21 protein-coding genes are annotated in these 23,895 nt (G+C 53.9%); 10 read left to right on the forward strand and 11 right to left on the reverse strand.

Annotated elements, in window-relative coordinates; all coding sequences use genetic code 11:
* Positions 1-12: 12 nt before the first annotated feature.
* The 3 genes from QC823_RS07835 to QC823_RS07845 are packed head-to-tail and all read right to left on the reverse strand — an operon-like array spanning position 13 to position 1,686.
* Complete coding sequence (locus tag QC823_RS07835; protein ID WP_309655808.1) at positions 13-441, reverse strand: curli assembly protein CsgF; 429 nt, start codon at positions 439-441, stop codon at positions 13-15.
* Positions 441-953: a CsgE family curli-type amyloid fiber assembly protein gene (locus tag QC823_RS07840; RefSeq protein ID WP_309655809.1), complete on the reverse strand. Its 513-nt coding sequence runs from the start codon at positions 951-953 to the stop codon at positions 441-443. The genes QC823_RS07835 and QC823_RS07840 overlap by 1 nt, the downstream gene beginning before the upstream one ends.
* Before the next feature lie 34 nt (positions 954-987).
* The gene (locus QC823_RS07845) at positions 988-1,686 is read right to left on the reverse strand and encodes a response regulator transcription factor (protein WP_309655810.1); all 699 of its coding nucleotides are present in this window, start codon (positions 1,684-1,686) and stop codon (positions 988-990) included.
* 197 nt (positions 1,687-1,883) lie between these two features.
* Here QC823_RS07845 and rdgB point away from each other — a divergent pair, with 197 nt between their 5' ends.
* From rdgB to QC823_RS07865, 4 genes are all read left to right on the forward strand, one after another.
* Positions 1,884-2,507, forward strand: coding sequence for an RdgB/HAM1 family non-canonical purine NTP pyrophosphatase (gene rdgB / locus QC823_RS07850; protein ID WP_309655811.1), 624 nt, complete (start codon positions 1,884-1,886; stop codon positions 2,505-2,507).
* Positions 2,500-3,666, forward strand: coding sequence for a radical SAM family heme chaperone HemW (gene hemW / locus QC823_RS07855; protein WP_309655812.1), 1,167 nt, complete (start codon positions 2,500-2,502; stop codon positions 3,664-3,666). The genes rdgB and hemW overlap by 8 nt, the downstream gene beginning before the upstream one ends.
* A 32-nt stretch (positions 3,667-3,698) precedes the next feature.
* Positions 3,699-4,385, forward strand: a complete 687-nt coding sequence (locus tag QC823_RS07860; RefSeq protein ID WP_309655813.1) for a YiaD family glycine zipper/OmpA-like lipoprotein — start codon at positions 3,699-3,701, stop codon at positions 4,383-4,385.
* A gap of 242 nt (positions 4,386-4,627) precedes the next feature.
* Positions 4,628-5,473 (forward strand): 23S rRNA (adenine(2030)-N(6))-methyltransferase RlmJ, encoded by an 846-nt coding sequence (locus QC823_RS07865; protein ID WP_309655814.1) that lies wholly within the window; start codon positions 4,628-4,630, stop codon positions 5,471-5,473.
* A gap of 32 nt (positions 5,474-5,505) precedes the next feature.
* Here the strand turns inward: QC823_RS07865 and mnmE are convergent, their stop codons facing one another.
* The 4 genes from mnmE to rpmH all read right to left on the reverse strand — a co-directional run bounded on the left by mnmE (position 5,506) and on the right by rpmH (position 9,294).
* Positions 5,506-6,876, reverse strand: a complete 1,371-nt coding sequence (mnmE, locus tag QC823_RS07870) for a tRNA uridine-5-carboxymethylaminomethyl(34) synthesis GTPase MnmE (RefSeq protein ID WP_309655815.1) — start codon at positions 6,874-6,876, stop codon at positions 5,506-5,508.
* Positions 6,877-6,977: 101 nt separating this feature from the next.
* Positions 6,978-8,663: a membrane protein insertase YidC gene (yidC, locus tag QC823_RS07875; protein ID WP_309655816.1), complete on the reverse strand. Its 1,686-nt coding sequence runs from the start codon at positions 8,661-8,663 to the stop codon at positions 6,978-6,980.
* A 117-nt stretch (positions 8,664-8,780) separates the two neighbouring features.
* The gene (rnpA, locus tag QC823_RS07880; protein WP_309655817.1) at positions 8,781-9,146 is read right to left on the reverse strand and encodes a ribonuclease P protein component; all 366 of its coding nucleotides are present in this window, start codon (positions 9,144-9,146) and stop codon (positions 8,781-8,783) included.
* 13 nt (positions 9,147-9,159) lie between these two features.
* Complete coding sequence (rpmH, locus tag QC823_RS07885) at positions 9,160-9,294, reverse strand: 50S ribosomal protein L34 (RefSeq protein ID WP_009101657.1); 135 nt, start codon at positions 9,292-9,294, stop codon at positions 9,160-9,162.
* A gap of 534 nt (positions 9,295-9,828) precedes the next feature.
* Here rpmH and dnaA point away from each other — a divergent pair.
* From dnaA to gyrB, 4 genes are all read left to right on the forward strand, one after another.
* Positions 9,829-11,295: a chromosomal replication initiator protein DnaA gene (gene dnaA / locus QC823_RS07890; RefSeq protein WP_309655818.1), complete on the forward strand. Its 1,467-nt coding sequence runs from the start codon at positions 9,829-9,831 to the stop codon at positions 11,293-11,295.
* A 78-nt stretch (positions 11,296-11,373) separates the two neighbouring features.
* Positions 11,374-12,477 carry a DNA polymerase III subunit beta gene (gene dnaN, locus QC823_RS07895; RefSeq protein ID WP_309655819.1) on the forward strand — a complete coding sequence of 368 codons (1,104 nt, stop codon included), beginning with the start codon at positions 11,374-11,376 and terminating at the stop codon, positions 12,475-12,477.
* A gap of 100 nt (positions 12,478-12,577) precedes the next feature.
* Complete coding sequence (gene recF / locus QC823_RS07900; RefSeq protein WP_309655865.1) at positions 12,578-13,717, forward strand: DNA replication/repair protein RecF; 1,140 nt, start codon at positions 12,578-12,580, stop codon at positions 13,715-13,717.
* 72 nt (positions 13,718-13,789) lie between these two features.
* Positions 13,790-16,210 (forward strand): DNA topoisomerase (ATP-hydrolyzing) subunit B, encoded by a 2,421-nt coding sequence (gene gyrB, locus QC823_RS07905; protein ID WP_309655820.1) that lies wholly within the window; start codon positions 13,790-13,792, stop codon positions 16,208-16,210.
* A 122-nt stretch (positions 16,211-16,332) separates the two neighbouring features.
* Here gyrB and gmhB read toward each other — a convergent pair whose 3' ends face one another.
* From gmhB to glyQ, 3 genes are all read right to left on the reverse strand, one after another.
* Entirely contained in the window at positions 16,333-16,893 is a 561-nt protein-coding gene (gene gmhB / locus QC823_RS07910) for a D-glycero-beta-D-manno-heptose 1,7-bisphosphate 7-phosphatase (protein WP_309655821.1), read from the reverse strand.
* A 193-nt stretch (positions 16,894-17,086) separates the two neighbouring features.
* Complete coding sequence (glyS, locus tag QC823_RS07915) at positions 17,087-19,153, reverse strand: glycine--tRNA ligase subunit beta (RefSeq protein ID WP_309655866.1); 2,067 nt, start codon at positions 19,151-19,153, stop codon at positions 17,087-17,089.
* Positions 19,153-20,136 carry a glycine--tRNA ligase subunit alpha gene (gene glyQ / locus QC823_RS07920; RefSeq protein ID WP_309655822.1) on the reverse strand — a complete coding sequence of 328 codons (984 nt, stop codon included), beginning with the start codon at positions 20,134-20,136 and terminating at the stop codon, positions 19,153-19,155. Before glyQ ends, glyS begins: the two co-directional genes overlap by 1 nt.
* A 124-nt stretch (positions 20,137-20,260) precedes the next feature.
* Between glyQ and rfaD the strand changes: the two genes are divergently transcribed.
* Complete coding sequence (gene rfaD, locus QC823_RS07925; protein WP_309655823.1) at positions 20,261-21,217, forward strand: ADP-glyceromanno-heptose 6-epimerase; 957 nt, start codon at positions 20,261-20,263, stop codon at positions 21,215-21,217.
* Positions 21,210-22,250, forward strand: a complete 1,041-nt coding sequence (gene waaF / locus QC823_RS07930) for a lipopolysaccharide heptosyltransferase II (protein WP_309655824.1) — start codon at positions 21,210-21,212, stop codon at positions 22,248-22,250. Before rfaD ends, waaF begins: the two co-directional genes overlap by 8 nt.
* On the opposite strand, the gene QC823_RS07935 is transcribed toward waaF, so the two are convergent.
* Positions 22,251-23,891: a sulfatase-like hydrolase/transferase gene (locus QC823_RS07935; protein WP_309655825.1), complete on the reverse strand. Its 1,641-nt coding sequence runs from the start codon at positions 23,889-23,891 to the stop codon at positions 22,251-22,253.
* Between the last annotated feature and the right edge of the window lie 4 nt (positions 23,892-23,895).

Below are 23,895 nucleotides of genomic sequence, written 5' to 3' on the forward strand. Positions count from 1 at the left end.
TATCGTGATAATTCAAGGGTTAAATAAACCACCAACGCTAATGGTGGTGACATCACCGGTCAGTTTGTCCACTACCTGGACGGTAAGTTCGCCCCCGTCATCCCTGACTACAACACCAAAGTCATCGCTATCAAAGCTGCCTTCGCCAATGTCGCCCCGCCCTACGTCAGAAATAAGCTGAGAGATCAAACGACTCTCTAGGCTTTGGACCAAACGGGCGGTGGGTGACAGCGGTTGAGCACGGCGCGCATTAGGGTCGGTATTGGTGTCTTGTGCTTGGGCCTTGCCGAGTAAATAACTCCCCACGAACGGGTCGCCGCCAAATGACGGGTTAAGGGGCTTGTAAATGAGCTCTCCGGCAACAGCGGATGCAGAAAGCGCGGTTGCCAGAGTCGCTGTTGCCAGCACACGCACGGCACGGTAAGTACGGTTGGGTTTCATCAGTTCAACTCCTCACTTCCCAGATCTTGATCAGACGACATGGCCGAAGAAAGCTGGCGTTGCAGCAAGGCCTCCTCGACAATTTGCACGGCTTCCCCGGCGGCGCGGTCGGCCTCACTGATCTTGGGGGAAAGCTGTGTGCGGAAATACATGCGGTTGGCTTCCATGATCCACACCTGGCTGCCCCAGCGGGCGTCGGGGCGTTCATGGATGGTAAGTGTGGCATTACCGATTAGCGGATTACCCATGGCAAGCTGGCTGAAGGCGCGATAGAAGGTTTTACCCGCCATGGTGATGGTGCGATCCACCAGCACACCGGTAAGCTCGCTGCTACCATTGGGCCGCTGTTGTATAGCAGGGCCATCAGGGCTATCGAGTTGGTTAATGGCGTCGATGTCGGCCTGCTCCTGGGCACCGTCGGTGGGCGCTAGGTTTGGCGTTTCTGCCCATGCGATAGGCATGAGGAAGACTGCCGACAGTGCCATTAAGGCAGTGGTGCGTAATGCGTTCATAACCGCTCCCTTCCCTTAAGAGAACTGGGTCTCGTTAAGGCGTGTGCTGGCGTTGTATGCTGCGAGCCGCCTCAATATTGGGCAAAATAGGGCCGAGGTTTTGGTGGATCCAATTCAGCGCCTGAATGCGGTTATGTACGTTTATCTTGCGAAAAATGTTGTAGAGGTGGGACTTTACCGTGTGCTCACTGACAAATAGCTTTTCCGCGATTTGTTGATTGGAGGAGCCTGAGCTGAGCAGTGTGATAATCTCCATTTCGCGATTGGTCAGCCCACAAGCAGGGCGAAACGCGTTGCTTTGATACTTGCGGTAAAACAAAATAAGGCGAGCCATCAGGTCGCGCGACATCCACAAGTCCCCGTCTAACAATGCGTGAATGCCCTTGCAGATAACGTCTAAACTCTCATTACGGTAAAACACGCCTTTTAGCTGAGCGCAGGAGAGCGCTTCCAAGGCGTGATCTAGATCGCGAATGTTGAGCGCGGCGATTGGGGTTTTCGCCATTTCGGTTGGCAGTCTTTCTTGCCACTCGGGTAAGGCGTCAATGCCAATATGGTCACTATCAACGAGTAACAATAAGTTACCTGACGGGGGCGAAGTAAACGTAGCCGCCGGGGATTGTATGTGGATAGCAAACCCCGTCTTCTCAGCAAGGTAGTCGGCAAATAATTGAGTTTGTGGACTTTTTTCGGTAATTAAATACACAGTCCCTGAGGGTTTTTGGGCATTCATGTGAGCTCCTTGTAGCATTAATAGCTTAATAGGCGACAAAATGAGTGTTGTCCAAAACCCCAAAAACGTAAATAAATGTTACTAATTGTTATATTATAAGGTTATTCTTTATAAATATACCGATTGATGTTAAAGGGTTATTTTCATCCTTAATGATTAATTTTTGCATGTTGTACACCTAAAAAAAGGGGCTACCTATGTCATCACACCACGTGCTAGTACTGGCGAGCGGCAATGCGGGAAAGTTAAGTGAGTTCAACCAGCTTCTTGCCCCGCTGGGAATGGATGTACGCCCGCAGGCGGATTTTGGCGTGGCAGATGTCGCCGAAACCGGGCTGACGTTTGTGGAAAATGCGCTGATTAAAGCGCGGGCGGCGAGCGTGGCAAGTGGTTTGCCAGCGCTGGCCGACGATTCTGGCTTGGAAGTGGATGCCCTCAACGGCGCACCGGGGATTTATTCGGCGCGCTATGCCGGTGAGCCGAAAAGCGATGCGCGCAACAATGCCAAACTGATTGATGCGTTGCATGACTGCGCGGAAGGCCAGCGCAGCGGGCGCTATTGGTGTGTATTGGTGTATCTGCGCCATCCGGAAGATCCGGTGCCGATCATCGTACAGCGCAGCTGGGAGGGTCAGATCCTAGCGCATCCGCGCGGCGAGGGGGGCTTTGGCTATGATCCGTTATTTTGGCTGCCCGATCACGCCATGACCGCTGCTGAAATGCCCGCTGAAAGTAAGAACCGTTTTAGTCATCGTGGTCGTGCGCTTAATGCCCTGGTGGACATGCTAGAGGTGGAAACATCGCAGGTGGCGCATGGCTGAGCTGCCGCCGCTATCGCTTTATATCCACACGCCGTGGTGCGTGCGCAAGTGCCCGTATTGCGACTTTAATTCTCATGAGTCCAGCCATCGCGAGCTGCCCGAAGAGGCTTACTTGCGCGCGCTGCTTGCCGATTTTGATGCGGACCTGCCACTTGCCGCTGAGCGCCCGTTAGTCTCGATCTTTATTGGTGGCGGCACACCGAGTTTGCTGTCGCCGCGTTTTTATCATGTGTTGCTTGAGGCAATACAAGCGCGGTTATCGTTTGCCCCTGACATCGAAATCACCTTAGAAGCTAACCCCGGCACCACCGAGCAGCACCGTTTTACGGGTTATCGCGAAGCGGGTATTAATCGACTTTCGCTGGGTGTGCAGAGTTTTCATGCTGAGCAGCTTGAAGCGCTGGGCCGTATTCACAGCGGTGAAGAGGCGGAAAACGCCGTGGGGCAGGCAAGGGCGGCAGGCTTTCGCAACCTTAATCTCGATTTGATGCACGGCCTACCGGGGCAGTCTCCCGAACGTGCGCTGGCCGATATTGATCAAGCACTCGCGCTCGCGCCGGAGCACCTTTCCTGGTATCAGCTCACCCTTGAGCCCAATACCGCTTTCCACTCTCACCCGCCCGTTCTTCCCGAAGAGGAGGCACTGTGGGAGATTCAGGACCAAGGGCACGAGCGCCTGGAAACCGCCGGTTTTTCGCGTTACGAAATTTCCGCCTATGCCCAACCGGGGCGCGAAAGTCGCCACAACATGAACTATTGGCAGTTTGGTGATTATCTGGGTATTGGAGCTGGCGCGCACAGCAAGCTCAGTCATATCAGCGACAGCGGCGAATGGGTCATTGAGCGGCGTTGGAAAACCCGCCAGCCCGAGGCATATCTTCAGCGCGTAGGCGATCTTCGTGGTTTTACCGCCGGAAAGCGCGAGGTAAGCGTGGCGGAGCTACCGCTTGAGTTTGCCATGAACGCACTGCGTTTGACTGACGGTGTGCCGTTAGCGTTATGGTCTGCGTACACGGGGCAGCCAGAAACGGTCTTGCATAAACGCTTACAAAGTGCCCATAAAAAAGGACTTTTAGAGGAGACAGCGAAAAGTCTTAGGGCATCCCCGCAAGGGCTACTATTCTTAAACGAGTTGCTGGCTGAGATCAGCGACGAATGATGATTTTTTCGTCACACATAAAGGAGTGAGTGATGCGTTTTTATCGACTTTTAACGCCGATTGCGGCCGTTTTATTGGTGGCCGGTTGTGCAACCAATGACCCCTACGGTGGGCAAACGCAGCGCTCTAGTACCGCAACGGGTACCGGCATTGGTGCGGCTGTTGGCGCGGTTGCCGGGGCGCTCTCAGGTGACGGTAGCACCAGCCGCCGTGACCGTGCGCTTATTGGTGCAGCCGTTGGCGCCGCCGCCGGTGCTGGCGTGGGCGCCTATATGGATCGCCAAGAGAACCAACTGCGCGGTAGCTTGCAAGGCTCGCGTATTGAAATCGACCGCCGTGGTGATGATATCGTCCTCAATATGCCAAGCGGTGTGACCTTTGGCTTTGACTCAGCCGATCTTACCAATGAAGCCCGTAGCGCACTTAACGAAGTCGCTAATGTGCTCACTCAGTACCAAGATACGCGCGTTAACATAGCAGGCCACACTGATAGCACAGGCGATGCGAATTACAACCAGCGCCTTTCCGAACGTCGCGCTCAGGCCGTGGGCGGGTACCTTAACCAGAGCGGCGTCTCATCCACACGCTTAAACATGATGGGGTTCGGTGAGGATCGGCCGATTGCCAGCAATGAAACGGAGCAAGGCCGCACGCAAAACCGTCGCGTTGAGATTACCTTAACGCCGACCGAAGGTGCCCAAAATTATCAGTCCCAGTAACTATGTAATTATTAGGCCCAGTAATTATTGGGCTTAGTAACTACCTGGCTCAGTCATTATCAGAGGCAGCAATACAGGCAGGCGTAAGAAAACGCTGCATAAAAAACTATCCACAGCCGGTTGCACTAAGCTGCTGTTAATAAGCGATCCAGTGAATAAGTGTTGCTGTAAAAAGTTTTTAACGTCCAGCTCGCTTTTTTTAGCGGGCTTTTTTTGTGTTTTATTTGTCTTTTTAGGTTCTCATGCTCTCTTATCAGCACGCCTACCATGCCGGTAATTTTGCCGATGTGCATAAACATGTGACGCTATTTGCCGTAGTGGATTATTTATTACGTAAAAAATCGCCTATTACATATATCGATACCCACGCGGGTCGCGGGGTGTATCCGCTTGCGGCCAAAGAGAGCCAGCGTTTGCAGGAGTATCGCGAGGGCGTTGATAAACTCTGGCAAGCCAAGCACACCCTTAACGACCCGCTTTTACGCCAGTGGTGCGATGCCCTTGCTTCCCTTCAACCGTCACCCGCAGCGCTAACGCACTACCCAGGCTCGCCTTGGTGGTTGCATCAACGTTTACGCCAACAAGATGCGCTGCAGCTTTTTGAACTTCACCCTGGTGAGCATCGCCACCTAGAAGACCAAGCGCTGAGTGCGAATGCCATGCGCACTTACGGCGATGGACTTGCGGGGTTAGGCCAGCGTTTACCCGTGTCAACCCCACGGCTAAGTGTACTGATCGACCCCAGTTACGAGCGCAAGCAGGAGTATCAAGAAGTGGTTGAGGCGGTGATACAAGCGATGAAAAAAGCGCGTCACGCCATCGTCATGATCTGGTACCCGCTATTGCCCGCCGGGCATCATCACATACTGCTTGAAGGGCTTGCCGCCAGCGGTATTCGCAATATCTGGCGCAGCGAGCTTTGTCTTCGCTCACCCAGCGAACAGCGCCACGGCATGTACGGCAGTGGCATGGTGGTGATCAACCCACCCTGGGGGCTGGATGAGCGTCTTAATGCGGCTATGCGCGAAGTGACGGCGCTTTTAGGAGCCGCCAGCCACTACCGCGATGAGTGGCTGGTAGGGGAATAGAAAGGGGAAGAGAAGCGCGAGGCTACAGGAGATTATTTGCCGATGCAGAAACTGCCAAAAATCTCACCGAGAAGATCATCGGCGCTAAATTCCCCGGTAATTTCGCCTAACGCTTGCTGGGCGTCGCGCAGGTCTTCGGCGAGGAGTTCGCCGGCGCCGAAGCCGTCTAATTGCGTGCGCCCTGCTTCTAGGGCAGCCTGCGCGCGGTCGAGGGCATCGAGGTGGCGGCGGCGGGCAGAGAAGCGCCCCTCGGTGGTGGCGGAAAACCCCATGATCTCTTTGAGGTGCGTTTTTAATTTATCCACACCTTCGCCGGTTTTTGCCGAAAGGCGCAACGTGGGGTGTGTTGTGGATAAGTCGATTTCCGCGGGTTCTTGGCTAGTATCGATTTTGTTACGCACGAGGGTTAGCCGCGAACGGTCCGGCAAGCGCTCGACAAACTCGGGCCAGATCGCCATCGGGTCGGTGGCGTCGGTGGTGGTGGCATCGACGAGCAGTAATACGCGGTCAGCCTTTTCGATTTCTGCCCAGGCGCGGGCCACACCGATTTTTTCTACCGCATCCGGGGTATCACGTAGCCCTGCGGTATCGATGATATGCAGCGGCATTCCGTCGATATGAATATGCTCACGCAGCACGTCGCGGGTGGTGCCAGCAATGTCGGTGACAATCGCCGTTTCTTGCTCGGTGAGCGCATTTAACAGGCTGGATTTACCCGCATTGGGGCGACCCGCGATCACTACGCTCATCCCCTCACGCATCAGCGCCCCCTGGCCGGCGGCGGCACGCACCTGGCTAAGCTCTTGTTCAACGCCGTTGAGCATGGTGGCAACGTGGCCATCGGCAAGAAAATCGATCTCTTCTTCAGGAAAATCGATCGCCGCTTCGACGTAGATGCGCAGCTCAATTAGCCGCTGCACCAGCGCGTGAACGCGTTGGGAGAATTCCCCTTGTAGCGATCGCACTGCGTTTTCTGTCGCGGAGCGCGAGGTGGCGTCGATTAGATCGGCGATCGCTTCGGCTTGGGCAAGGTCGAGCTTGTCGTTCAAGAAAGCGCGCTCAGAGAACTCCCCAGGCCGGGCTAAGCGCGCGCCAAGCTGCACGCAGCGCTCTAAGAGCAGATCCATGATCACTGGGCCGCCGTGGCCTTGTAGCTCAAGGACGTCCTCGCCGGTAAAGGAATTGGGCCCGGCAAAAAAGAGCGCAATTCCCTCGTCGATAATGTCGTCTTGACCGCTAAACGGCCCGTAGTGGGCGTAACGCGGCCGTGGGCAGTGGCCAATCATCGCTTCGGCAAGCCGACGGCTATCGGGGCCTGAAAGGCGAATAATTCCCACGCCGCCGCGCCCAGGTGGCGTGGCAAGCGCGGCGATGGTGTCAGGGGTATAGAGTCGTTCTGCCATGGTGCATCCCGTGTGTTTCGTTATATTGTGATTTTCTTTGCCCGTAAACGCCAGACCCCCGCACAAGGCGGGGGTCTGATTCACGTAAGCTAAGCGATTGACTACTTGGTTCGCTTGCCTTTTCCGACGCTAGGGTCATTCTCAATCTGGCGCGTAATAAAGTACTGCTGTGCCACCGAGATAATGTTGTTGACCACCCAGTAGATAACCAGCCCCGCCGGGAACCACAGGAAGAAGAAGGTGAAGATAATCGGCAGCATCTTCATGATCTTCGCCTGCATCGGGTCTGGCGGTGTCGGGTTGAGCAATTGCTGCACGAACATCGACGCGCCCATCAGGATCGGCAGGATGAAGAACGGGTCTTTCACCGAGAGATCCTGAATCCAGAACATGAACGGCGCATGGCGCAGCTCTACGGATTCCAGCAACATCCAGTAGAGGGCGATGAAGACCGGCATTTGCACCAGAATGGGGAGACAGCCGCCCAGCGGGTTGATCTTCTCCTTCTGGTAGAACTTCATCATCTCCTGCGACATTTTCTGACGGTCGTCGCCGTACTGCTCTTTGAGGCGCTGCATCTCCGGGCCGAGTTTGCGCATCCGTGCCATCGACTTATAGGCCTTGGCCGAGAGCGGGAAGAGCACAAGCTTGACCAGCACGGTTAGCAGCACAATCGACCAACCCCAGTTACCCACGACGTCGTGAATCTTATCCAGCAGCCAGAACAGCGGGTTGGCGATGAACCACAGCCAGCCGTAATCCACGGTGAGCTCAAGATTCGGTGCGACTTGCTCTAAGTGGTCTTGTACCTTGGGACCCATGTAGAGTGTCGCGCCCAGGGTGGCTTCACTGGAGGGCGAAACCTGCTGAATCGGGCCGGCAAACGCCGCTACGTTGCGATTACGTGAATCGGTGCTCGCATAGTAGAGGTTTTGCTGGTTTTGCGGCGGCGCCCAGGCTGAGACAAAGTAGTGTTGAATAATCGCGACCCAGCCGCCTTCGGCCTCGCGGTTTGAAAACTCGCCGCTTTGGATCGTTTCGAAATCGACCTTTTGGTAGCGTTCTTCCGGTGTGGAATAGGCCGCCCCTAGATAGGAGTTCATGCCGATTGCCACGCCGCTTGACGGGTCGGCGCTATTATCGCGTGCCAATTGGCCGATAAAGCGCGCGCTAACCGGCTCTTCGGTGTTGTTAGCGAGGTAATAACTAACCTCAACCGCGTAGCTGCCACGCTCAAACGTCAACCGTTTGGTGACGTCGATGCCGTTCACATTGGCACTGAGATTCACCGTTAGCGCGTCGTCGCCGTCACGCAGCAAGTACTCCGTATTGTCTGGCGTATAAGCGATACGGCTTGCTTGATCGTTAAGCTGGATGCCTGAACGTGCGACATAGCTGCGTGTCTCGTTGTCTGAGAGCAATACGTAGTTGCGCTCAGAGTTGAGACGCAGTTTATGTTGGGGCAACGCGGCGTAGAGAATATCGCCACCGTAAGGATCGATACGTACATCAAGCACATCGGTCGTAACGGCAATGAAGTCGCGGCTATCAGTTTCGCTTGCGTCAGCCGCCATGCTGTTGTCGATGTCGCCCTGTTGAGTGCCGCTAGAGGGCACGCTCAGGCCACCATCATCTTGCGTCTCTGCTGGGGTCGAGCCGTTACGCTGTACCACTTCGGTAGAAGACGGCGTATCAATCGGCTGACTGTAGTCCTGACTCCATTGAACAACCAATAGATAGGCCAAAATAGCCAATGGAATCAGTAGTATAAGTCGTTTTACGTCCATGAGGGTTCTGCCCGCTGGGTAGTGAACATGCTAATGGCGCAGTGTGATTTTACTCGACCTATGACACACAAAAGCCTGCCAAGCGGCAGGCCGAGGTCGAGCGGTAAAGCGTAGTCGTCAAGCGTCACGTTGCGCTTCGCGCTGCAAACGTTTCCACATGCCGTGTAGTTGGCGATGTAACGTTTCGTTGTCGAGATCATGTACGCCTCGTCGTGCCAGTACTACGATATCTACTGCAGGTAGCTGGTGTTGGCGTAAGCGAACAGATTCCCGTACGAGCCGTTTGAAACGATTACGTTGCACGGCAAGCTTCACATTTTTTTTGCTAACCACAAGCCCAAGGCGAGGATGCCCAAGAGTATTCCAGCGTGCTAGCGCCATCATACCTTTGCCATGAACTTTAAGATCAGCATGTTCGAAAACGTGACGGAAATCCCCGGCGCTGAGTAGTCGTAAGCTCCGAGGATAGTCTTGACTGAGCACACGCAATCCGAAATCAGGCGCTCAGACGCTTGCGGCCTTTGGCACGACGGCGTGAGATGACGGCACGGCCGTTTTTGGTTGCCATACGAGCACGGAAGCCATGCGCGCGCTTGCGCTTAAGAACGCTGGGTTGAAAAGTGCGTTTCATAACTCGTTATTCCCACGTGGTTTTTGGACGGAATGTCGATTTTAAGAGACCTAAACCAGCGAGGCACTGGCATAGGGAGATCCAATTCAAGACCGGAAATTGTAGAGCCTTACCGCGATAGGTGCAATTTTTTTGTCGAGTTCCCGTCGTGATGCCATGCGCCTTATGCGCCGTTCTCGTCAAAACGAATCAACAGCCACTACAACAATTATTATAAAATATTATTTAAATTCTGCTGTTATTAATACTGGGGATACAATTTGTGGATAAGTGTTTTAAAGTGTTTATAAACAGCTAGGTAAGCGTTTTAAAAATATGTGGATAAGCGGTTATTTAGCAGGGGTATAGCTGTGGGCAAACGGTGTAAAAACGAAGATAGTTCGTCGTTATTAAGCAGTGTGCCCTGCTTATCCGCGGGGTATTGTTGATTTGGTCAGAGGGTTATCCACAGAGAATATTTAACCGAACGCTGTGTGGATAACTGGCTTTTGGGGCGCTACAATATCCGGCCGTTTTCAACCGAAGGTGAGTTGAGTGTCTCTCGCGCTATGGCAACAGTGTCTGGACTATCTGCAGGACGAACTGAATTCACAGCAGTTCAATACCTGGATACGTCCCCTTCAAGCAGAGGAGGGGGAGTCCAACGAGCTGCGCTTGTTAGCGCCTAATCGCTTTGTACGCGACTGGGTGAGTGATAAGTACGCCAAGCGTATTAGCGAGTTGATACGAGAACTCGCGCCGACTAAGCCGCCAAAAGTGAGCTTAACGGTGGGAAGCCGCCGTGTCGCCGCGGCAGCACCTCAGCCACGTGACCTTGGCAACCCAGTTTCTGCGTCGCCAGCGAGACCGTCGTCCCCGGCAGTGAGCACGCCTCCCCGTGGTGATATTGCTGACGAGCGCGAGATTGATCAGCTGCGCGAAGAGCAGGCGGCAAAGCGTCCTAAAGAACGCCAGGTTCAGGTAGAAGGGGGCTTGAAACACAATAGCGGTTTGAATCCCAATTTTACCTTCGACACCTTTGTGGAAGGTAAGTCCAACCAGCTGGCGAGAGCCGCCTCGCGTCAAGTGTCAGAAAATCCCGGCGGGGCTTACAATCCGCTTTTTTTATACGGTGGTGTAGGGCTAGGTAAAACCCACTTAATGCACGCGGTAGGCAATGCGCTGGCGACGCGACGTGAGAATGCGCAGGTGGTGTACTTACACTCTGAACGCTTTGTCGCGGATATGGTGAAAGCCCTGCAGCTGAATGCGATTAACGATTTCAAACGCTTCTATCGTAGTGTGGACGCGTTACTGATTGACGATATTCAGTTTTTCGCCGGCAAAGAGCGCTCTCAGGAGGAGTTTTTTCATACCTTCAACGCGCTGTTAGAGGGCGGACAGCAAATGATTCTGACGTCTGACCGCTACCCGAAAGAGATTAGTGGCGTCGAAGAGCGCTTGAAGTCTCGCTTTGGCTGGGGGTTAACCGTTGCCATTGAACCACCGGAGCTTGAGACGCGGGTGGCCATTTTGATGAAAAAAGCCGAGCAGACCAAAGTGGATTTGCCTCACGATGCGGCTTTTTTCATTGCCCAGAAAATTCGCTCCAACGTGCGTGAGTTAGAAGGCGCGTTAAAGAAAGTGATTGCCGATTCTCATTTTATGGGCAAGCCAATCACTCAGGATTTTATTCGCGAGTCGCTAAAAGATTTGCTCGCGTTACAAGATAAGCAGGTCGGCGTGGATAATATTCAGCGTACCGTGGCTGAGTATTACAAAATTAAAATTGCCGATTTGCTCTCCAAACGGCGTTCGCGTTCGGTTGCTCGCCCCCGTCAAGTAGCGATGGCGTTGGCCAAAGAACTCACTAACCATAGCCTTCCGGAAATTGGCGATGCGTTCGGTGGGCGCGATCACACGACGGTATTGCACGCTTGCCGTAAGGTAAAAGCGTTACAAGAAGAAAGTGCCGACATTCGTGAAGACTACAAGAATCTGCTGCGTTTACTGACCAGCTAATCACCGAATTACCCAGCTATCGACTTAATGTGTTGTCGATCTATCGACAACCGTGTCACCGACTATTTTGGAGCGCCGATGAATTTTTCTATTTCCCGTGAGGCACTGCTGCGTCCGCTAACGCTGGTGGCCGGCGTGGTCGAGCGCCGGCAAACACTTCCTGTGCTGTCTAACGTCCTAATTGAAATTGAAAGCGATCAGGTTGCCCTTACCGGCACGGATTTAGAAGTTGAACTGGTCGGTCGCACGGTGGCTAGCCACGTTGAACAGGAAGGGGCAGCGACCTTACCGGCACGTAAGTTGATGGACATTTGTAAATCGCTGCCGGAGCAGGCTGAGATTCAGCTTGCGGTCGAAGAAGGGCGTGCGGTGCTGCGTAGCGGTCGTTCACGTTTCACGCTGTCGACGTTACCGGTAGCGGAATTTCCTAATATTGAAGATAACGAAGGTAGCCAAGAGCTAAGCGTTCCACGGGGTACGCTGAAACATCTGATTGAGTCGACGTCTTTTGCGATGGCGCAGCAAGATGTGCGCTACTACCTCAACGGCATGTTGCTGGAAATTCAAAGCAATTTGTTACGCGCCGTGGCCACCGATGGTCACCGCCTGTCGATGTGTTCGCGCCCAGTGGATGTGACCGTTGAACAGCCACACAAGCTCATAGTGCCACGCAAGGGGATCCTTGAGCTATCCCGCCTACTAGACGATAGCGACGAACCAGTGAGCTTGACGCTGGGTTCTACGCATATTCGCGCGCATACCGGTGATTTTACCTTTACGTCCAAGCTAATCGACGGCAAATTTCCGGATTACGAGCGTGTTGTACCGCGCAATGGTGACAAGGTGTTATTGGCAGAGCGTGCCGCATTACGCCAAGTGCTCTCACGCACGGCAATTCTGTCTAACGAAAAATACCGGGGCGTGCGGCTGTATTTAGAGCCTGGCAACTTAAAAGTGATGGCCAATAATCCCGAGCAGGAAGAAGCCGAGGAAAACATTGCCGTTGAATATAACGGTCCCGCGATGGAGATTGGCTTTAACGTGGGCTACCTTGTTGATGTGCTGACGGTGCTAAATGATGAGCGTATGCAGATGACGCTCGCCGACCCCAACAGTAGCGCCTTAATGGAAGAGCCAGGCGGAGGCGATGCGCTGTACGTTGTGATGCCCATGCGGTTATAAGCACCCGAGTTATTAGTATGATGCAGAGTTCGTATGTTGCCCTGGCGGTGCCTCTTATGTCACAAGAGGCACCGCTTTTGTGTCTTTATTGGCAGCGGCAATGAGCATAGAGCAGTTGAATTTTCAGGGGCTGCGAAATCTTGCTCCCGTTACGATGGCGCCGTGCGCGCGTATTAACGTAATTAGCGGTCTCAATGGCAGCGGCAAAACGAGCCTGCTTGAAGGCATTCATATTTTGGGCATGGGGCGTTCATTTCGAACGCGTCAGCTAAAGCACGTGATTCAACAAAATGTGGCGCAGATGACCCTGTTTGCACGTTTAGCCGGTGAACCACCGGCGACACTTGGTGTACGCCGCATGCGCGATCAGCGTGAACTAGAACTGCGCTTCAAAGGTAGCAAAAATACGCGTTTGGCTGAGCTTGCAGAGGCTCTCCCGCTTCAGCTGATTAATCCCGATGCGTTTCGATTGCTCGAAGGGTCACCAGCAGGACGGCGTGAATTTCTCGATTGGGGTGTGTTTCACGTGAAACACGATTTTCTCACGCTGTGGAAGCGGGCTCGTCGGGCGTTGAAACATCGGAATGCCCTTCTCAGGCGTGGTAGAATAGCACCTTATGAGCTGGACGTTTGGGAACATGAGCTGGCCAGTAGCGGTGAGCTGATGGATCAAAAACGGCGTGAATGGTTTACGGCTTTTTTACCCGTTTTCGAGGAAACCCTTTCGGCATTGCTGCCGATTAATGGGCTGACGCTTCATTACGCACGCGGTTGGGATAAAAAACGTGACTTGGCTGATGTGCTAACGTCGAGTCGGTTAACGGATCAGCAAATGGGTTTTACCCAGCAAGGACCCCAGCGAGCGGATTTACGCATCAAAATCCACAAACAACCGGCGATTGAGTTGCTTTCCAGAGGTCAGCAGAAACTTGTCGTGAGCGCACTGAAACTTGCTCAAGGGCGATTTTTGGAAAGCACCGTCAATCGGCACTGCGTATATTTAATTGATGATTTGCCCGCTGAGCTCGATGAAAAACATCGTCAGCGGTTTTGCGAACTTCTTGAAACGATGCAGTGCCAAGCATTTATTACCAGCGTCGAACCGGCCGCCTTAAGTAATCAATGGCATTCTGGCACCGAAGTGCAAATGTTTCACGTGAAACATAATGAACAGGAAGAGGCATTGGTGGGGGAAAGCCTGTCAGCGCTAAGTCAACTGGTGCGTAATAGCGCACCGTGACTCGACGCTGATAATGATGCCAGATAAACAGGCGATACGGATAAATAGACTTCACGATGGAGTGGTTAGTCAATGAGCGAGCAAGCTTACGATTCATCAAGCATTAAGGTGCTCAAAGGGCTGGACGCAGTGCGTAAGCGTCCCGGCATGTATATCGGTGACACCGACGACGGCACCGGGCTGCACCATATGGTGTTCGAGCTGGTGGATAACTCCATCGATGAAGCGCTGGCAGGTCACTGTAGCGAAATCCGCGTGATCATCCACCCCGACGAAACTGTCACGGTGACGGATAACGGTCGCGGTGTTCCTACCGAGCTGCATGAGGAAGAGGGTGTTTCCGCTGCCGAAGTTATCATGACCGTGCTGCACGCGGGCGGCAAGTTTGACGATAACTCTTATAAAGTGTCTGGGGGTTTGCACGGGGTAGGGGTTTCCGTGGTGAATGCGCTTTCAGAAGAGCTGCGTCTTACCATTTGGCGCCAAGGCGACGTGTTTGAGCAGGTGTACCGCCATGGCGTGCCACAAGCACCGCTTTCGGTTGTGGGGCAAACCGATAAAAGCGGTACTAAAGTGCACTTCCGTCCTTCAACCGACACCTTTGCCAATATTGAGTTTCATTACGATATTTTAGCTAAGCGCCTGCGGGAGCTGTCGTTTTTGAACTCGGGCGTTGCGATTCGTCTAATGGATGAACGCAGTGGGAGAGAGGAGCTCTTTCATTATGAAGGCGGTCTTAAGGCCTTCGTTAATCACCTCAATAAAAACAAAACCGTCTTGAACCCGGTGTTCCACTTCAATGCCGTTCGTGAGGATGGGGTCGAAGTGGAGGTGGCGATGCAGTGGAGCGATGCCTTCACCGAAAACATCTTCTGTTATACCAATAACATTCCGCAGCGTGATGGCGGTGCACATTTGGCGGGCTTTCGCGCCTCGCTGACCCGCACGCTTAATCACTATATTGAAGCCGAGGGGCTGCTGAAAAAAGCCAAGGTGAGTACGGCGGGTGATGACGCGCGTGAAGGCTTGACGGCGATTATCTCCGTCAAAGTGCCGGACCCGAAGTTCTCTTCGCAGACCAAAGACAAGCTTGTTTCCAGTGAGGTCAAAACCGCCGTTGAGCAAGAGATGGGGCGGCTGTTTTCAGAATACTTGATCGAGAAGCCCAATGAGGCTAAAGCGATCGTTAATAAAATGCTGGATGCAGCGCGCGCACGTGAAGCGGCGCGTAAAGCGCGAGATATGACGCGACGCAAAGGCGCTCTGGATATTGCGGGGCTGCCGGGTAAGCTAGCCGATTGCCAGGAGAAAGACCCAAGCCTTTCAGAGCTTTATTTGGTGGAGGGTGATTCGGCCGGCGGTAGTGCGAAGCAGGGGCGCGATCGGCGAACCCAGGCGATTTTGCCGCTCAAGGGTAAAATCTTAAACGTAGAGAAAGCCCGCTTTGACAAGATGCTCTCTTCTGCGGAGGTGGGGACGTTAATCACGGCGCTAGGCTGCGGTATCGGCCGTGAAGAGTTTAACCCGGATAAACTGCGCTATCATTCGATCATCATCATGACCGATGCGGACGTTGATGGTTCGCACATCCGCACGTTGTTGCTGACGTTCTTCTTCCGTCAGATGCCAGAGTTGATCGAGCGCGGTCACGTGTTTATTGCCCAGCCGCCGCTTTATAAGATCAAACGTGGCAAGCAAGAGCTCTATCTCAAAGATGAGCAGGCGATGGTGGATTACTTAACCACCACGGCGCTTGATGGTGCGCGTCTCTACGTGAATGCCGATGCGCCGGGTATTTCTGGTTCGCAGCTGGAAGCGCTTGTGAATCAATACCGTAACGTCATGAAGCGTATTGATCGGTTGTCGCGCGTTTACCCTATCGAAGTGCTTAAGCAGGTGGTGCACGCGTCGCGGTTAGATGGTGAATCTAGCCTGAAAGACCGCGTAACGATGCAAAACTGGATCGATGAGCTGCAAAAAGCCATGGATGACCAGATCGCTTATGAAGGTGGCCCACGTTATCACTTCCACCTCAAAGAAGACCACGAGCGTGGCTTGCTGCTTCCGGCCGTTTCACTGATTGCTCACGGGGTGACCACGGAGTACACGTGGGGACTAGATTTCTTTGAAAGCTTGGATTATCCCGCAATGGTGGCGTTAGGCGAGACTCTAGACGGTTTGCTAGAAGAGGGTGCCCATATTGCCCGTGGTGAACGTCAAAAGTTGGTATCCACGTTTGCTGATGTGCTGCAGTGGTTGATGCAAGAAGGCCAGCGCGGGCTATCCGTGCAGCGTTATAAAGGGCTTGGAGAGATGAACCCGGATCAGCTATGGGATACCACCATGGACCCGGAAACTCGCCGCATGCTACGCGTCAACATCGAAGATGCCGTTGCCGCGGATATGATGTTTAACACCTTAATGGGCGATGAGGTAGAGCCGCGCCGCGAGTTCATCGAAACCAATGCGTTAGTTGCGAACCTCGATATCTAAAGCGGATAGGCCAGATGTTTCACGTGAAACATCTGGCCTAGGGTTCTTGCTTCCACTTCCACTTCTTTTGTTTTTTGCTTCTCAATACTATTCTTCGACAAGTTCAAGGCGGTTGCCTGCTTTCATTTTTTCTTATCTAGCAGCCAATCTGCAAACGTGCCAAGATCGTCAAAGATATGCACGTTTTTGAGCCCTTCGCCTCTGGTTTCGGTGTTTTTGCCTTTTCCCGTTCTGACCAATACTGAGTGGCAACCTACCGCTTCCCCCGCTTGTAAGTCGCGTAGGCTATCGCCCACTAACCAGCTACCTGTTAGCGTCGCCAAGTTAAGTTTACGCTGAATCTGCCTGAGTAAGCCGGGGTAAGGTTTACGGCAGTCGCAACCGTCATCTGGTCCATGAGGGCAATAGGCAATATGGGCGATTTCACCGCCTGCTTCTTTAACCATGCGCCGTAGTCTTTCGTGCATCGCCTCAAGCGTTGTTTCATCGTAATAGCCGCGGGCAATACCCGATTGATTCGTGGCCACCGTCAGGGTGTAGCCTGCTTGTGATAAACGTGCCATGGCCCTAATGGCACTAGGGTAGGGGATCCATTCCGCCAGCGACTTGATGTAGGCATCAGAGTCTTCGTTGATGACACCGTCGCGGTCGAGAATGATCAATCCTTCGGGGGAGGTAGACATAGTAGTTCTCAGGCAGTCAAATTCGTTAAGCTTAAAATGTTTCACGTGAAACACTCTTCGGAGCTGTAGGATGATCGCAATATCCGTTCGCTTTGCGCTTGTTCTAAGAGTGAATTAGCTGACAATAGTGAAGCGTAGTAAATAAAAAAGCCCGGCAATTAGCCGGGCTGAAGACAAGCTTAAGCGTGAAAGCTTACTGCGGTAGCTCGGAAATATCCGCGACGTCTAGGAACAACGCTTGCAGGTTAGCGAGCAGAGCAAGACGGTTACGGCGCACCGCGTTGTCATCCGTCATCACCATTACTTGGTCGAAAAAGTTATCTACCGGCTCACGCAGCGTTGCCAGCGCATCGAGCGCTTCCATGTAGTGACCCTCGGCAAACAGTGGACCAACACTATCGCGGCTGGTGGCGAGCGCGTGAAACAACGCTTTTTCGGCGTTTTCGCTTAATAGCTCGCCGTTGACTTGGGTGCTACCGTCGTGCGCCTGTTTAGCCAAAATGTTGGAAACCCGCTTATTAGCCGCAGCAAGGGCGGTGGCTTCTTCGCGCTGGGCGAAGGCTTTAACCGCGCGTAGGCGGCGGGCAAAGTCGAGCGGCTTGGTGACCGGGCGAGCACGCACCGCAAGATACATCTCGGCGGTAATGCCTTCCTCCTGCCCCCAGGCACGAAAACGGTCGAGCATGTAAGTCAGCACATCATCCACTAAGCCCTCTGCTTTAGGCAGGTTTTGATGTTGCGCAGCGGCGCGGGTGAGAAGCTCGCGCAGGTCGAGGTTTAGCTCCCCTTTGATTAAAATGTTCAGCACACCGATGGACGCACGACGCAAAGCAAAAGGGTCTTTTGCGCCGGTTGGGCGTTGACCGATGCCGAAAATACCCACCAAGGTGTCAAGACGATCCGCAAGAGCCAATGCCTTACCGGTAGCCGTATGCGGAATATCGTCGGAGGCAAAACGCGGCAGGTACTGCTCTTCAATCGCTTTGGCTACCTCGGCGGGTTCGCCGTCCTGTTCAGCATAATAGCGGCCCATAATCCCTTGCAGCTCGGGGAATTCGAGCACCATTTCGGTGACGAGATCACACTTGGCTAACTGCGTGGCTCGCTGCGCTGACGCCACATCACCGCCAATTTGCTCGGCAATATAGCCGGCAACGGCTTCGCTGCGGCGGGCTTTGTCCGCGAGTGTGCCAAGCTGTTGCTGAAAGACCACATTTTCAAGCGCCGGTAGGCGGCTAGCCAGCGTCTGTTTGCGATCGGTGTCGTAGAAGAAGGCGGCATCGGCCAGGCGCGGGCGAATGACTTTCTCATTGCCCTGAATGACTTGGTCCGGGTCGAGGCTTTCAATATTGGCGATGGTGATAAAAAGCGGCATAAGGTTGCCGTTTTCATCCAGCAGGTGGAAGTACTTCTGATTGGCCTTCATCGATGAAATCAAGCACTCTGCCGGTACCTCCAGAAAGCGCTCATCGAAGCTGCCGGTAAGGGCAACTGGCCACTCCACTAAACCGCTGACTTCAACCAGTAGGTCTTCATCAATAACGGCGGTAGCATCTTGGACTTCGGCTTCGGCGAGTACTTGTTCGCGAATCCGCTCGCGGCGTTGGGCTCTTTCGGCTAGCACGTAAGCATTTTCTAACGCGCTTAGGTAATCATCCGCATGAGCGAGCTGAATCGCACCGGGCGCATGAAAGCGATGACCGTAAGTGGTGCGGCTGGCTTCCAGGCCGAGAGCCTCAGCGGCGATGACATCGCTGCCGTAAAGGGCAACTAGCCAGTGTACCGGGCGGGAAAACTCGACCCGTGATGTGCCCCAGCGCATTTTTTTGGGGACTGGCAGCGTTTCAATCGCTTTGCGCAGAATCACCGGTAGCAGCACCTGGACAGATTCACCGGTTTGCTGTTCGCGGTAGCCGAGCCAAGTGCCTTTGTCGGTCTCTAGGTGAATGAGATCATCGACGCTGACGCCGCAGGAACGAGCAAAGCCTTCCGCCGCTTTGGTCGGCTGGCCCTCTTTAAAGGCGGCAGCCAGTGCAGGGCCACGTTTTTCAACGTCGCGGTCGGGCTGTTTGTTAGCCAAGCCAGCAACACGAACGGCGAGGCGCCGCGGCGTAGCGAAGGCCTCAACGCTTTCGAAGGGAATTTCAGCCTCTTGAAGACCCCGCTGAATGCCGCTGGCAAACGCGTCTGAGAGCGTATCCAGCGCCGTGGGGGGAAGCTCTTCGGCGCCGAGTTCGAGTAAAAGCGTATCAACGGCCATCATGCGTCTCCCTGAGCGTCGGAGGATTCGTTTAATAATTCATGCCGCAGTGCGTCCGGCGCCATGGGGAAGCCTGCGGCTTTGCGTGACTCAAAGTAAGCCTGCGCTACGTCGCGCGCCATGGTGCGCACACGCAGAATAAAGCGTTGCCGCTCGGTTACTGAGATGGCATGGCGGGCATCGAGTAAATTAAACGTGTGCGATGCCTTAAGTACCTGCTCGTAAGCGGGCAGCGGCAGGTTCACGTCTAGCAGCTTGCTGCACTCTTTTTCCTGATGATCAAATGACTTGAACAGCTGCTCGACATCGGCGTGTTCAAAGTTATAAGCGGATTGTTCGCGCTCGTTTTGCAGATAAACGTCGCCGTAGGTGACTTTGCTGCCGTCGGGGGCGATGGTCCACACCAAGTCGTAGACGCTGTCCACGTCTTGTAGGTACATGGCGATCCGCTCGATGCCGTAGGTAAGCTCGCCGGTAACGGGGTAGCACTCAATACCGCCCGCTTGCTGAAAGTAGGTAAACTGAGTGACTTCCATGCCGTTGAGCCATACTTCCCAGCCTAGGCCCCAAGCGCCTAGTGTGGGCGATTCCCAGTTATCCTCGACAAAGCGCACATCGTGAATCAGCGGGTCCAGCCCTAAGCGCTTGAGCGAGCCGAGGTAAAGGTCCTGTAAATTGCTGGGGGAGGGCTTCATCACCACCTGAAACTGATAGTAATGCTGCAGGCGGTTGGGGTTTTCGCCGTAGCGGCCATCGGTGGGGCGGCGTGACGGCTGAACGTAAGCCGCGTTCCACGTCTCGGGGCCAATGGCGCGCAGGAACGTCGAGGGGTGAAAGGTACCGGCGCCCACTTCCATATCCAGGGGCTGAAGTACAACGCAGCCTTGCTCAGCCCAGTACTGCTGCAGCGCAAGGATTAATCCTTGAAAGGTCGACACATCAGGTGTCGAGCTATGACTTGAAACGCTTCTGGAAACACTCATCGGGAAAAGCACCATTGGCCATGAATTCATAAAGCGTCAAGTATACAATCCCAAGCAGATAGGTTATAGGCGCAGGCTTACATAGGCCGTAAGTCAGTACAGGTTATTTGTTAAGGAGAGAGCAATGATCGTCGTGACAGGCGGTGCCGGTTTCATCGGTGCCAATATCGTAAAAGCACTGAATGCGCGCGGGCGCAACGATGTCATGGTGGTCGATGACCTGCGTGACGGTACTAAGTTCGTTAACGTGGCCGATTGCACCTTGGCTGATTACCTGGATAAAGAAGACTTTATTCAGCGCGTCAAACGTGCCTTGCGGGGTGAGTCGGTTGATCTCCCTCAGATCGAAGCGATTTTTCACGAGGGTGCCTGCTCGGATACCACCGAGTGGGACGGCCACTTTATGCTCGAGAATAACTACGAGTACTCCAAGGTGTTGCTCAATTTTTGTGAGCAGTTTGGCATTCCCTTTCTCTATGCCTCATCAGCGGCAACCTACGGCGGCAGCAGCGTTTTTAAAGAAGCGCCGGCGTTTGAGAAACCGCTTAACGTCTACGGCTACTCAAAACTGCTTTTCGATCAGCACGTGCGCGCTCGTTGGGAGGAGTTAACCACTCAGGTCGTTGGCTTTCGCTACTTTAATATCTATGGTCCGCGAGAGCAGCATAAAGGCAAGATGGCTAGTGTCGCGTATCACAACCACCTGCAAGTGCGTAACGGCGAGACGCTAAAACTGTTTGGTGCCTACGATGGTTATGAAGCCGGTATGCAGAGCCGCGATTTTGTTTACGTGGGCGACGTGGTGGAGGTGAACTTATGGTTTCTCGATCATCCAGAGAAATCGGGTATCTTTAACTTGGGTACTGGCCGTGCGGAGCCATTCAAAGCCATTGGCGAAGCCGTCATTAATTATTATGGCCAAGGCGAGATACACTACATCGATTTTCCCGAAGAGCTAAAAGGGCGCTATCAAAGCTATACACGGGCGGATATCGCCAAGCTGCGTGAGGTCGGCTGCGATGTGGACTTTAAAACCGTCGCCCAAGGGGTGAAGGCGTACTTGGAGTGGCTTAATGAATGAATCGGTAAAACGCCTATTGGTGATTGGCCCCTCATGGGTGGGTGATATGGTCATGGCTCAGAGCCTGTTTATCACCCTAAAGCAGCGTTACCCTGGCGCTACGCTGGGCGTGGTGGCCCCTGCTTGGTCGCAGCCGATTATTGCACGCATGCCTGAAGTGGACGAGGTATTGCCGTTGCCGGTTGGTCACGGTGAATTTGGGTTGAAAACAAGACGTGATCTCGCCAAGCAACTAAAAGGCCGTTTTGATTGCGCCATTGTGCTACCGCGTTCATGGAAGGCGGCTCTCGTTCCTTTTCTTGCGCGCATTCCTGAGCGCATTGGTTTTTTGGGTGAGCAGCGCTACGGCTTGCTTAATGAACGACGTAAGCTCGACAAGCAGGTATTGGATCAAACGGTGAAGCGTTTCGTGGCGCTTGGGCTACCGGCAAACGAAGCGGCTGAAGGGCAGTTTGTGATTCCATCGCCGCGACTGGAGATCGACCGCGATAACCTTGTCAATTTACGCCTACAGCACGCGCTCTCTTCGCGTCCTGCCATTGGCCTGATGCCAGGGGCCGAATATGGCCCCGCGAAACAGTGGCCACTGGCGTATTTTCATGCGTTGGCTAAACGGCTGGTGGATGATGGCTTTGAAGTGCGTATTTTTGGCGGCCCAAAGGACCATGTCGCAGGGCAAGAAATTGTCCATGGGCTTTCTCAAGCGCATAACCTGTGTGGAAAAACGGCGTTAGCCGATGTGGTCGATTTGCTCGCTGATTGCCGCCAAGTGGTGACCAATGACTCTGGGTTGATGCATGTCGCCGCGTCGGTGGGTGTCCGCGTGCAGGCAATCTATGGTTCGTCGTCACCGGCGTACACGCCGCCGCTGACAAGTAACGCTCATATCCATTATCTCGCTCTTGAGTGTTCGCCTTGTTTTAAACGCGATTGCCCGCTGGGGCATACCAACTGCCTGAAGCAGATCGATGTTGAGCGCGTTTATCAGGCCATTTGGCAAAAACATGATGCACCGTCAGTGGGGGATGGGTAATTATTTTGCCTGATCACCTGGTGTTTCTAGGGTTTGCTGGGGTAATGGTGGTGTTTGATTTCCATGACCCTGGGGAGCGAGCCCTTCCCAAAGGCGTTGCTGCAAGGCATTTTCGGCGTGTAAGCGGCTATTGATAGTCTGCATATCATGCCGTTCAAGCAGGGTTTGAGACTTGTCTCTCAGTAGCGACACACCCAGGCCTGCTGCTGCATTGTCGGGCAGGTAGCCCATGGCATCGAGCAGCGTAGGAAACACATCCATCATGGAAGCGTTTCGGGTAATACGCCGCGGCTGAAGGTCGTCGCCGAGCAAAATAAAGGTGTTTTCCCGTGGCAAAGTTTCCAGCGTATCCCACTCGGAGACACGCATGCTGAGGTGGTCGCTGACGATGGCAACCACGGTGTTATCTAAATACCCTTTGGCCTCTAAGCGCTCGACTAAATCGCGGGCCAACCACGCCGAACACTCGACCGAATAGAGAATGTCTTCACCGTCCCACTCGCCTTGGCGCTCAATGCAGCGCTGCGCAGGATGGCCATCAGGCGCATGACCTGCAATTGTTAAGTTAACCACGCCCCATGGAGAATCATCCTGTGCATTGAGGCGTTCGATTTCCTTCACGGTAAAATCGTAAAGCGAGTCGTCATAAAGCCCCCAGTCGTTGACATAGTCTGGGTTCTCTAACCGTGGTTTTAGCTTTTGCAGACCGTAAACATGATCAAAGCCATGGCCATGGTAAAAAAGCCCTTTACCGGCAAATTCCGTGCTAGCGCCCCCCAAATAGCTTAAGCGGTAACCCTGCTCAGAGAGCATATCGCCCAAACAGTCGATTCCGGGCACAACGGTAGAAAGGGGCTCGAATTGACGGTCGTGTAAAAGCCCCGCAGGCATTAGCGGCGTACCGCATTGGCTGGCAATTTTGCCGGCCATGGTCCAACCGGTGTTATCAACCTGGCGGACGCCCTCAAACACCACGCCGCGTTCGCCCACTGCCTCAAGATCGGCGTAGGCATCGCCAAAAACGGGGGCAGCGTAAGTGCGTTCAATGCTTTCAAGGTAAAGCAGTAAAAGATTAGGCGGGTTTTGTTGGGCCGTGATGTCAGGCTCGACATAGCGTCGATCTAACCAACTACCGTCATCGGTCACCACGACCGCGCTACGCTGACCCAGGCCCAAAATTAGCGGGTTCGACACCAACAGTAATACGGCAAGAAGCGGCTCGAATCGCCGCCAACGCCAGTCATTGCGGGTTAGCCAAGTCGATGTTATCAACATGCCCAGCATGCAGAACGTATATAGCGCCGCTGTGACCATACGTCCGGTACCACCATGGTCTGCCATCCCCGCCTGCAGATGAAAAAAGACCGCACCGAGATCGACGTTGCCGAAACTATCCGCCAGGTAGAGGTAAATTCCCCAAAGACACAGCGGTAATAGCGACCACGGCCATGCCTTGCGGTAGCGGTGGTGGCGACGGTGCCCGATACCCAAACGAATGCCGATCCCGACCCATATGGCGGCCAGCAGAAACAGCGACCACCAAGGCAGGCGTGTTAATACGGTGATGCTGTAGCCCAGGCTCAGCCCGAGGGTCGTGAGGGGTAGCCACGTGGAGGGGTTGGGGCGTGTGAACGAGGGCATGGCT

The sequence above is a fragment of the Vreelandella vilamensis genome (assembly GCF_031451755.1).
Classification (GTDB): Bacteria; Pseudomonadota; Gammaproteobacteria; order Pseudomonadales; family Halomonadaceae; genus Vreelandella; species Vreelandella vilamensis.

Bases quoted from the DNA above. Each gene is read 5' to 3' on its own strand.
- QC823_RS07835 (WP_309655808.1), bottom strand. From the start codon at position 441: ATGAAACCCAACCGTACTTACCGTGCCGTGCGTGTGCTGGCAACAGCG.
- QC823_RS07840 (WP_309655809.1), bottom strand. From the start codon at position 953: ATGAACGCATTACGCACCACTGCCTTAATGGCACTGTCGGCAGTCTTC.
- QC823_RS07845 (WP_309655810.1), bottom strand. From the start codon at position 1,686: ATGAATGCCCAAAAACCCTCAGGGACTGTGTATTTAATTACCGAAAAA.
- rdgB (WP_309655811.1), top strand. From the start codon at position 1,884: ATGTCATCACACCACGTGCTAGTACTGGCGAGCGGCAATGCGGGAAAG.
- hemW (WP_309655812.1), top strand. From the start codon at position 2,500: ATGGCTGAGCTGCCGCCGCTATCGCTTTATATCCACACGCCGTGGTGC.
- QC823_RS07860 (WP_309655813.1), top strand. From the start codon at position 3,699: ATGCGTTTTTATCGACTTTTAACGCCGATTGCGGCCGTTTTATTGGTG.
- QC823_RS07865 (WP_309655814.1), top strand. From the start codon at position 4,628: ATGCTCTCTTATCAGCACGCCTACCATGCCGGTAATTTTGCCGATGTG.
- mnmE (WP_309655815.1), bottom strand. From the start codon at position 6,876: ATGGCAGAACGACTCTATACCCCTGACACCATCGCCGCGCTTGCCACG.
- yidC (WP_309655816.1), bottom strand. From the start codon at position 8,663: ATGGACGTAAAACGACTTATACTACTGATTCCATTGGCTATTTTGGCC.
- rpmH (WP_009101657.1), bottom strand. From the start codon at position 9,294: ATGAAACGCACTTTTCAACCCAGCGTTCTTAAGCGCAAGCGCGCGCAT.
- dnaN (WP_309655819.1), top strand. From the start codon at position 11,374: ATGAATTTTTCTATTTCCCGTGAGGCACTGCTGCGTCCGCTAACGCTG.
- recF (WP_309655865.1), top strand. From the start codon at position 12,578: ATGAGCATAGAGCAGTTGAATTTTCAGGGGCTGCGAAATCTTGCTCCC.
- gyrB (WP_309655820.1), top strand. From the start codon at position 13,790: ATGAGCGAGCAAGCTTACGATTCATCAAGCATTAAGGTGCTCAAAGGG.
- gmhB (WP_309655821.1), bottom strand. From the start codon at position 16,893: ATGTCTACCTCCCCCGAAGGATTGATCATTCTCGACCGCGACGGTGTC.
- glyS (WP_309655866.1), bottom strand. From the start codon at position 19,153: ATGGCCGTTGATACGCTTTTACTCGAACTCGGCGCCGAAGAGCTTCCC.
- glyQ (WP_309655822.1), bottom strand. From the start codon at position 20,136: ATGAGTGTTTCCAGAAGCGTTTCAAGTCATAGCTCGACACCTGATGTG.
- rfaD (WP_309655823.1), top strand. From the start codon at position 20,261: ATGATCGTCGTGACAGGCGGTGCCGGTTTCATCGGTGCCAATATCGTA.
- waaF (WP_309655824.1), top strand. From the start codon at position 21,210: ATGAATGAATCGGTAAAACGCCTATTGGTGATTGGCCCCTCATGGGTG.
- QC823_RS07935 (WP_309655825.1), bottom strand. From the start codon at position 23,891: ATGCCCTCGTTCACACGCCCCAACCCCTCCACGTGGCTACCCCTCACG.